At 47.8% G+C, this 10303-nt stretch carries 8 protein-coding genes and 1 riboswitch; of the genes, 6 read left to right on the top strand and 2 right to left on the bottom strand.

Going from position 1 to position 10303, the window contains the following annotated elements; translation table 11 throughout:
- The first annotated feature begins 104 nt into the window (after nt 1–104).
- Nucleotides 105–731: a helix-turn-helix domain-containing protein gene (locus tag OCV96_RS09485; protein ID WP_022312271.1), complete on the top strand. Its 627-nt coding sequence runs from the start codon at nt 105–107 to the stop codon at nt 729–731.
- Here OCV96_RS09485 and OCV96_RS09480 read toward each other — a convergent pair.
- A complete protein-coding gene (locus OCV96_RS09480; protein WP_262594376.1) occupies nt 728–1918 on the bottom strand; it encodes a DNA polymerase Y family protein in 1191 nt (396 codons plus the stop codon). The two genes, OCV96_RS09485 and OCV96_RS09480, sit on opposite strands and share 4 nt — an antisense overlap.
- 216 nt (nt 1919–2134) lie before the next feature.
- On the opposite strand from OCV96_RS09480, the gene OCV96_RS09475 reads away from it, so the two are divergent.
- From OCV96_RS09475 to metK, 3 genes are all read left to right on the top strand, one after another.
- The gene (locus OCV96_RS09475; protein ID WP_022312269.1) at nt 2135–3721 is read left to right on the top strand and encodes a M23 family metallopeptidase; all 1587 of its coding nucleotides are present in this window, start codon (nt 2135–2137) and stop codon (nt 3719–3721) included.
- 85 nt (nt 3722–3806) lie between these two features.
- Entirely contained in the window at nt 3807–5099 is a 1293-nt protein-coding gene (gene murA, locus OCV96_RS09470) for a UDP-N-acetylglucosamine 1-carboxyvinyltransferase (RefSeq protein WP_118501932.1), read from the top strand.
- 112 nt (nt 5100–5211) lie between these two features.
- A riboswitch (SAM riboswitch) is annotated at nt 5212–5315 on the top strand.
- Between the two features lie 167 nt (nt 5316–5482).
- Complete coding sequence (gene metK, locus OCV96_RS09465; protein WP_262594375.1) at nt 5483–6670, top strand: methionine adenosyltransferase; 1188 nt, start codon at nt 5483–5485, stop codon at nt 6668–6670.
- 73 nt (nt 6671–6743) lie between these two features.
- Here the strand turns inward: metK and OCV96_RS09460 are convergent, their stop codons facing one another.
- Complete coding sequence (locus tag OCV96_RS09460; protein WP_262594374.1) at nt 6744–7325, bottom strand: 50S ribosomal protein L25; 582 nt, start codon at nt 7323–7325, stop codon at nt 6744–6746.
- 393 nt (nt 7326–7718) lie between these two features.
- On the opposite strand from OCV96_RS09460, the gene thrH reads away from it, so the two are divergent.
- Complete coding sequence (gene thrH / locus OCV96_RS09455) at nt 7719–8318, top strand: bifunctional phosphoserine phosphatase/homoserine phosphotransferase ThrH (protein WP_117464803.1); 600 nt, start codon at nt 7719–7721, stop codon at nt 8316–8318.
- Between the two features lie 197 nt (nt 8319–8515).
- Complete coding sequence (locus tag OCV96_RS09450) at nt 8516–10216, top strand: methyl-accepting chemotaxis protein (RefSeq protein ID WP_262594373.1); 1701 nt, start codon at nt 8516–8518, stop codon at nt 10214–10216.
- The last annotated feature ends 87 nt before the right edge of the window (nt 10217–10303 follow it).

The following is a 10303-nucleotide window of genomic DNA, read 5'->3' as shown; positions in this document are numbered from 1 at the left end:
TTATTGATCAAGTACACACTTTTTGAACCCAAAACAAGAAAAACGCTTCTGGAGTGCTGACCAAAAGCGTTTTGTCTACAGTCTGAGCATCAGACGGGAGTCTGATGCTTTTTTTATGCGGTGGCGGGAAAATATCTGCCGGGTACCGCAATCATGGGAAAGTCCGGGTGAAGCATATGACACAGATCGATAAAAACATAGCATTCAATCTGAAAAGAATCCGCAAATCCAAAAATATGAGTCTGGATATGCTGGCGGAGCGTACCGGTGTCAGCAAAAGCATGCTGGGACAGATCGAGAGAGGAGAATCCAATCCCACGGTGTCCACTATCGGGAAGATCGTGGAGGGATTGAAGGTACCTTTTGAACAGTTGATTTATAATAGGAAAGAAATCATGGTGGTGCCGTCTCCGGAAGAGGCTCCGGTATGCAAGGCAAAGGAAGGGGAATACCGGATCTATGTGATGCTGCCCTACGATGCCGGAAGAAATTTCGAGATCTATCAGGGCGAGCTGACCAGAAATGCCCGGATGGAAAGCGAATCCCACGGGGAGCAGACCTGGGAATACCTGACGGTGGTATCCGGGGAGGTCGAACTGATTCTGGAAGATTCCAGTTTTCTGGTGAAGACAGGTGGTTCTCTCTATTTTGCCTGTGACAGGAAACATGTCTATCACAATGTGGGTGAGACCAAGGCGGTACTCAACATGATCATTACCACGCAGCGTTAGAGAAAACGCCCCCGCTTGATGGCATCCTTGCCATATTTTGCCCGGATATTATCCAGTGCGGCATCCAGCTTCTGCTGTTTCTCGGAACGGGGAGCCGGAAAATCAAACAGGCTGAGCTGAACCGGTTCGTCTTCCGGCACCAGCTTGGAAGTGCGGATCCCCAGAAGCCGTATGGGAGTGGAATCCCATAATTCGTCGAATAATGCACAGGCATCTTCGTACAGGAGATTCACGGAAGCCGTGGGAATGTCTATCGGCATTTGGTGAGAAACGTTCCGGAAATCACTGTACCGGATCTCCGTGCAGATCTGTCCTGCCAACTGGTGGGAGGCCCGTAGACGCCTGCCCACGGATTCACACAGAGACAGCAATACTTTACAGGCTTCCTCTTTGGTGGTGGCATCGCTGCTTAAAGTGGTGGAGTTGCCGATCCCTTTTGCCTTGGAAGGAGACAGGACTACTGTGGAATCGTCGATGCCGTTGGCATACTGCCACAGACAACGACCGTGACTTTTTAAATGTGCTTCCAGGATCGCAGGATCCGTCTTTGCCAGATCCCCGATCGTGAGAATACCTAATTTGTGGAGAGTCTCCGCACTGGAATGTCCGCAGGTGAACAGGGCGGAAACAGGTAGCGGCCACATTTTCTGCGCTATTTCCCGCTGATACAAGGTGTGAGTCTTATCCGGTTTCTCAAAATCAGAGGCCATCTTAGCCAGAACCTTTCGATCCGAAATTCCCACATTTACCGTAAATTTAAATTTTTCAAAAACAGAGTGACGAATGAAAGCAGCGGCTTCCTCGGGAGAGGCGTAGTTCCCCGCAATGGGCGTATAGTCCATATAACATTCATCGATGCTGACCTGTTCGATGTCGGGGCAGATACCCGCCAGATGTTCCATAAGCATCTGGCTTTTCAGACGGTACATATTATGATCCGGAGAAGCCATGACCAGATGCGGACATTTGCGCAGGGCATTGACCACCGGTTCACCGGTAGTGATGCCGAAAGCCTTGGCGGGAATGGATTTGGCCAGCACCACCCCGTGTCTGGTGGAGGTGTCACCGCCTACGATGGAAGGGATCGTGCGCAGATCCACAGGATCCCCCTGTTCCAGACGGGCCAGCGCCGTCCAGCTTAAAAAAGCGGAATTGACATCAATATGAAAAATGACCGGTTCCCTCATGGCGTCTCCTTTCCGGATCAGACCGTTTTATTTACCTCCAGTATAGCATAGATCGGTTCGGGAGAAAACAAAAAAATCGAACAGACATTCTTTCTTTACAAGGCATATAAATGCTGATAGAATCTATATGTTACAAAGTTATTACAGTAAGACAGGTATACAGAATGCCCGAAGGGGGCATACTGTTTTCAGATACGATAGATCGAGAAGGAATTCATGAAGAAACTGACATCTTACTCGAAAAGAGTAAAATATACATATGTGAAAACAACGCTGGCCACTCTTTTTGTGAGCCTCTTTTTCCTCAAAGGGTATGCAGCGTTTGAAAAGACCGGAGAGAATTACTTCCACGTGTTCTTGAACGGCAATGAGATCGGAACGGTGGGCGAAGCAGACAGAGCGGAGCAGCTTCTGCAGGAAGCCAGAAGGAATATCGCTTCCCAGAGTGATGATATGATCTTTATGGACGCAGATTTAAAGCTGGTCGGTGAAGAAGTGCTGTGGGGAACACTGGACAATGAGGACAATCTGCTGGCAGCCATGGAACGGGAACTGGAGAGCAGTATCCGTGAGACTTCCCACAGATCCTATACAATGAAAGTAAATGAATATATGGTCAACCTGTCCAGCGTGGAGGATGTGGAGTCTCTGCTGCAGGCAGCAGTGGACAAATACGACAGTGAAGACAAATTCAGCGTGGAACTGACTCACGATGCACAGAAGGAATTCAATGTTCTTACCACCGAGGTAGTCAATAAACAGGAACTGACCGCTCAGGAAGAACAGAAGGAAGAATCCATCTATGCAGGCGGTGTACAGTCCGTACTGGATCAGGCGGGCTCCCAGGCAGACCAGCAGGGGGAAAAAGATTTCGAAGACTATGATCTTGGGCTGATGACCATGGACTTTGCGGAAAAGGTGGAAATCGTAGAGACCTATCTTCCGGAAAGCATGTTGACTCCGCTGGATCAGGCAATCGAGGATGTGATCAAGGATCAGGAGACCCCCGGAGAATATGAAGTAGTCAGCGGAGATACCCTGTCGGAGATTTCGATTAAAGTAAATATTCCGATGGATCAGATCATCGCCATGAACAGCGAGACACTGACCGATGAAAATTCTACGATCCGCGTAGGGGACAAGCTGATCATTACCGTGCCGCAGCCGGAGCTGTCCGTGGAGCGCATGGAGCAGAATTATTATGAAGAAATCTATGATGCAGATGTAATTTATGTGGACAACGATTCCTGGTATACGACCCAGACCAAGATTTTGCAGCAGCCCTCCGCCGGTTTCCGTCGGGTAGTGGCGGATGTATCTTATCTGAATGACAGAGAGGTCACCAGGGATATTCTGAAGGAAGAAGTGGTCATGGAGGCAGTTCCCAAGATTGTGGAACGAGGCACCAAGATTCCTCCGACCTATATCAAGCCTATTTCCGGTGGACGTCTGAGTTCCAATTTCGGACGCAGAAAGTCACCTACCAAGGGTGCCAGCAGCTACCATAAGGGTGTGGACTGGTCGGTTCCTACCGGAACTGCGGTATTTGCATCCTGCGGCGGTACAGTGGCCAGAGCCGGATGGGGAAGTGGATACGGTTATTGTGTCTATATCAACCATGAAGACGGCAGACAGACCCGATACGGACATCTGAGCAAGGTGCTCGTCAAGGTCGGCCAGACGGTAAAACAGGGAGAACGTATTGCACTGAGCGGTAATACCGGCGTAAGTACGGGACCTCATCTTCACTTTGAGATCCTCATTAATGGTAGCCAGGTGAACCCGTTGAAGTACCTGAATTAGGGCGTTGTATTTACAAATGTGCGAAAATGTGGTATAAGTGCATAAGAAGGTTTTTCTGATCTGAGAATGACAGAGGTAAGAAACAATGGAACAATACGCAATTAAAGGCGGTAATCCATTAGTCGGTGAAGTTGAAATAGGAGGTGCCAAGAATGCGGCACTTCCTATTCTTGCTGCTTCCGTGATGACGGATGAGACTGTTTATATAGAAAATATGCCGGATGTAAGAGATACGAATGTCCTTTTGAGCGCCATGGAGAACATCGGCGTGATCGTAAAGAGAACCGACCGTCACAAAGTGACTCTCAATGCATCCAACATCAGTGAACTTGTAGTAGAAGATGAAAATATCAAGAAGATCAGAGCGTCCTACTATCTGATCGGTGCTTTGTTAGGTAAATACAAGCATGCGGAAGTGGCACTTCCCGGTGGATGTGATATCGGCTGCCGTGCCATCGACCAGCATATTAAGGGCTTCCGTGCTCTGGGCGCGGACGTGAAGATCGAGCATGGCCTGATCAAGACACAGGCGGAGCATCTGCGCGGCAGCCATATTTATATGGATGTGGTCAGTGTCGGCGCTACCATCAATATCATGATGGCTGCGGTAATGGCGGAAGGCACCACGATTATCGAGAACTCTGCCAAGGAGCCTCATGTGGTGGATCTGGCGAACTTCCTGAACAGCATGGGAGCAAATATCAAGGGTGCCGGTACGGATGTGATCCGTATCAAGGGTGTTTCCCATCTGCATGGCACAGAGTATGCCGTGATTCCCGATCAGATCGAAGCCGGTACGTTTATGTTCGCAGCGGCAGTGACCAAGGGCGATGTGACGGTGAAAAATGTGATTCCGAAGCACCTGGAGTCTATTACGGCAAAACTTCTGGAGATTGGCTGTGAAGTAGAGGAGGCGGATGACTGTATCCGTGTGGTAGCGTCCAAGCCTCTGAAGCATACCCAGGTGAAGACCCTGCCTTATCCCGGATTTCCTACGGATATGCAGCCCCAGATCACAGTGGCGCTGGGACTTTCCAAAGGAACCAGCATCGTGACGGAGAGTATTTTCGAGAACCGTTTCAAATATGTGGATGAGCTGACCCGTATGGGCGCCAGCATCAAAGTAGAAGGCAACACCGCTATCATCGACGGTGTATCCAGATATACCGGAGCCAATATTTCCGCACCGGATCTGCGGGCGGGAGCAGCACTGGTACTGGCTGCCATGTCTGCAGAAGGATTCTCTACTGTGGATGATATCCGCTATATTGAGAGAGGTTATGAGGATTTCCACCTGAAATTACAGGGACTGGGAGCCCAGATCGAGTTGATCGAGACGGAGCGGGACCTGCAGAAGTTCAAGCTGAAGATCGGTTAATGAGTGGATTTCTCATAAACCACAACAGAATGACATTTTGAAAAAAATGTCTGTTGACAAAACAGGTAACTCATAGTAAGTTAATTAGCGTAGAAAAGTTCATATAGACTTTCCCTTATTCAGAGTGGTGGAGATACATAGGATCGATGAAGCCACGGCAACCCCGCAGAATGCGGAAGGTGCCCACCTGAGCGAATAACTGTCGAACAATAAGAGGATTTGATCGCACAATAAATCAGTCCGCTTATGAAAGCGGACTTTTTTGCATCATTCAGAGCTGTCGGCATTGAAAATTTGATTTTACGAATGAGGCTCTGAATGACAGGACTTTAGCAACTCATACACTAGACCCTCTTCCCACAGGGAAGCAGAATGGAGGACAAATGGAAAAACGTTTATTTACATCGGAGTCCGTAACCGAAGGACATCCCGACAAAATCTGTGATGCCGTATCTGATGCGGTACTGGATGCGCTGATGGAGCAGGATCCGTTCAGCCGTGTAGCATGTGAGACCTGCACCAATACCGGTTTCGTACTGGTAATGGGTGAGATCACCACCAAGGCAAATATTGATATTCCCGCTATTGTTCGTAAGACCGTGACCGAGATCGGCTATGATTCTTCCGAGAAGGGATTCGACGGCAACACCTGTGCCGTTATGGTATCTCTGGACAAGCAGTCCACTGATATCGCCATGGGCGTAGACAAGGCCCTGGAAGCAAAAGAAAGCCACATGACCGATGAACAGCTGGATGCCATCGGTGCCGGAGATCAGGGTATGATGTTCGGCTATGCTACGGATGAGACTCCGGAATATATGCCGTATCCCATCTCTCTGGCACACAAGCTGACCAGACAGCTGACCAAGGTTCGTAAGGATGGTACACTTTCCTATTTAAGACCCGACGGAAAGAGTCAGGTATCCGTAGAGTATGATGAGAATGGCAAGCCTTTTCGTCTGGAGGCAGTCGTTCTGTCTACCCAGCATGACGAACATGTATCTCAGGAGCAGATCCATGAGGACATCAAGAAGTATGTATTCGATCCTGTTTTGCCCGCAGACATGATCGATGCAGACACCAAGTTCTTCATCAATCCTACCGGACGTTTCGTAATCGGCGGACCTAACGGCGACAGCGGACTGACTGGCCGTAAGATCATCGTAGACACCTACGGTGGATATGCACGTCACGGCGGCGGAGCATTCTCCGGCAAGGACTGCACCAAGGTGGACAGAAGTGCGGCATACGCAGCACGTTACGTTGCCAAGAATATCGTAGCGGCAGGACTGGCTGAAAAGTGTGAGATCCAGCTGTCTTACGCTATCGGTGTGGCACATCCTACTTCCATCATGGTAGATACCTTCGGCACCGGCAAACTGCATGACGACAAGCTGGTGGAGATCATCCGTGAGAACTTCGATTTAAGACCTGCAGGCATCATCAAGATGCTGAACCTGCGCAGACCTATCTACAAGCAGACCTCCTCCTATGGTCACTTCGGACGTACCGATGTGGATCTGCCTTGGGAGAAGCTGGATAAGGTAGAACTGTTGAAGAAATATCTGTAAGAATATTGCTGAATAATAAAAACCGGTGTCTGAAGAAAGACTTCAGACACCGGTTTTTTATGGATAGACAGAATTATTTGGTTTCGGTTGCTTCTTCGGTATCCGCAGGCTCTTCCTGACCGTACTCGCCGATATGGAACAGCTGTTGTTCTCCGGAGGTAGTGACATGCACACCTTTTTCTTCCAGCTTCAGATCCTTGACATACATGGTCTTCGTAGTCTGGGGCAGAGCGGCCAGATCAATTTCAACGGGCTCCAGCAGATGTGCGGGATCTGCTTTGTAATGCACCTCGGACAATTCTGCTTCGAAGATACCCTGTACCTTGTCTTCGTTCACATAGACAATGGGAACAGTAGCGGATACGATTTCGCCGGCTACCAGAGCCTGAAAGTCCAGAGCCATATATTTCTTGGTCAGAGGATCAAAATCAATATTTTTTACCAGAACATCTACATTCTTACCATCCAGTTCCAGATAAGCCTGGGTGCCTTCTTTTGCATTCTTGATAAAAGCGGATGCATCCTTCTCTGTGAATTTCAGGGAAACATTCTCTTTCATTTCTTTTCCGTACAAAACACCGGTGATAAAACCGTCTCTTCTTAATTTCTTTGCTTTTTCGTCAGGATTTCTTTTTTCAGCTTTTAATGTCAACATAATGATGACCTCCTCGATCTCTACGTTTGTTTCGTGTAGATGAGAGCTTGTAGAAGTTCTTTTTGCACTATGGTTATTATAGCACATATAGAACAAAGTAAACAGTTAAAATGTCACAAAAATAACAGAAAAAAAGTGGAATTTACAAGCAAATTTCAGAAAACAATGTGAAGCGGCACTCTTTGGCATCTACGACATGAAACGAAAATATGTAAAACACATGGAAATATTCGTTTCAAAATTGTGTGCGTATGATGATATATCTGAGAAAAATTTACAACTGCATTACAAGAACACGTTACAACAATAAAGTAAAAGGTTGCGTAAAAAGGTAAAATGGGGTATACTTGTCACAAATACATTTGAATTTACTGGGAGGACATAAGGATGGATATGAATATTGTATGCCTGGATCTGGAGGGAGTACTGGTGCCGGAGATCTGGATCGCTTTTGCGGAGGCCAGCGGAATCCCGGAACTGAAGAGAACCACCAGAGACGAGCCGGATTACGATAAATTAATGAAATGGAGACTTGGCATCCTGAAGGAACACGGTCTGGGACTGAAGGAGATTCAGGAGACTATCGCGAAGATCGACCCCATCCCCGGGGCGAAGGAATTCCTGGATGAGCTGCGTTCCATTACCCAGGTCATCATTATCAGCGACACTTTTTCACAGTTTGCGGGCCCTCTGATGAAAAAACTGGGTTACCCCACCATCTTCTGTAATTCCCTGGAGGTAGCTGACAACGGTGAAATCACCGGTTTTAAGATGCGTGTGGAGAATTCCAAGTACACTACGGTGAAGGCATTGCAGTCTATCGGCTTCCAGACCATCGCCAGCGGTGACAGCCACAACGATCTGGGCATGATCCAGGCCAGCAAGGCAGGGTTCCTGTTCAAGAGCACCGAACAGATCAAGAAGGATCATCCGGAGCTGCCGGCCTATGAGACCTATGACGAACTGATGGCAGCCATCAAAAAAGCATTATAATCTCCTATATTACTATTACTATGAAAAACTCTCCGGACAGATGTTATTCTGTTGAGGAGAGTTTTCTGTGTATACAGTGAATGCGTTTAATGGAGAATATTGATCCGCCACACACGGAAAACAGGGAAAAGACAAATAAAATATAAAAATATAATCGAAATTAAAAAAGTTATTTACATATTTTTACAAAATGTTAAATGTTCGAAAATTTGAAAATCAGGCAGCGCCTGAAAAAAGCTTTTGTCATTATTGTAGTTATATCATCTATTGCAGGAGTGCTCGGAGCACTGGCAATGATCGTTACCATGAACCGCTATCAGCATGCATTGACCAATTACGGTTTTTCACAGGGAGATATCGGTAAGGCCATGACTGTATTCACGGATGTAAGATCCGCAACCCGTGGAATCATAGGATATAACGACCCGGATCTGGTGGACGGTCTGATCACGACTCACGATGAGAAGAAGCAGGCTTTTCTTGAATACTGGGAAGTTGTCGGCGAGACTGTTGTTTCTTCAAAGGAGAAGGAACTGTATGATCAGGTAAATGAGCAGATTCAGCAGTACTGGGAGCTGGATCAGCAGGCCATTAATACCGGTAAGGTGGATATGGAAGAGAAGCGTATGCAGGCACAGGAGCTGATGCAGAATCAGGTAGCACCGCTTTATAATGAAATTTATGATACCATGCGTGAACTTATGAACGAGAATGTCCGTGAAGGAGATTCCCTTTCTTCCATACTGAATATCATGGGATTTATTTTCCTGCTTATCATTGTTGGTGTGATCGTGCTGGCAATTATCATTGCAACGAGAATGGAACATGCAATCTCTCAGGGAATCGCAGCACCGCTGGATGCATTGGCAAAGCGTCTGGAGACTTTTTCACAGGGTAACCTGTCCGATCCGTTCCCGACACTGAACAGTAAGGATGAGATCGCTGACATGATTCATTCTGCAAATGAAATGGCAGAAAAGCTGAGTTTTGTCATTGCCGACACCGGAGAAGTTATGAGCCAGATGGCAAACGGCAATTACAACATCACTTCCAAGAACCCGGATATGTATCAGGGTGATTTTGAACAGTTGTTTCTGTCTATCCGTAACATGAAGACACAGATGGTTCAGACACTGCGTTCCATCGAGGAGTCTTCCAGGCAGGTATCCGCAGGTGCAGCTAACCTGGCAGATGCTTCCCAGAATCTGGCAGAGGGCGCTACCGAGCAGGCAGGTGCCGTAGAAGAACTGCAGGCTACCATTACCAACATTACTTCCAATATTGAGCAGGCTGCTGAACAGGCACAGGAGTCCTATGAGCAGGCCAGAAAATATGCAAACGAAGCAGATAACAGCAGAGCAGAGATGAAGGCTATGGTGGATGCTATGGCCAGAATCAGTGATACTTCCAACAAGATCGGCAATATCATTTCTGAAATCGAGGATATTGCATCCCAGACCAACCTGTTGTCCCTGAATGCTTCCATCGAGGCAGCCAGAGCAGGTGAGGCAGGCCGTGGATTCGCTGTGGTTGCTGACCAGATCCGTCAGTTGGCAGAGCAGAGTACCAAGTCTGCTGTAGATACCAGAGACCTGATTGAAGGTTCCATGCAGGAGATCAAGGAAGGCAACCAGGCTGCAGACAGCGCTGCTGCTTCCATCGAGATCGTAGTAGACGGTATCGGCAAGATTGCAGAGTCTTCCCGCAGTATCAGCGAGATCTCCAAGGACCAGGCCAATGCCATGGATCAGGCAGAGCAGGGTGTCAACCAGATCTCCGAGGTAGTACAGTCCAACTCCGCTACCGCAGAAGAATCTTCCGCTACCAGCCAGGAATTGTCTGCACAGGCAATCTCTCTGGATGAGCTGATCAGCAAGTTTATTCTTCCTCAGGAATAAGAACGGCTGAGACATTGAGAAAAATATAGTACAGCTGGAAAAGCAGGTATCGGCAACGATGCCTGCTTTTTTTCTCTGACAGGAAGT

Origin of the sequence: Waltera acetigignens (assembly GCF_025567015.1) — a bacterium.
GTDB classification, from domain to species: domain Bacteria; phylum Bacillota; class Clostridia; order Lachnospirales; family Lachnospiraceae; genus Acetatifactor; species Acetatifactor acetigignens.
The sequence above is the reverse complement of the archived record's forward strand: the minus strand, read 5'-3'. Positions and strand labels throughout refer to the sequence as shown.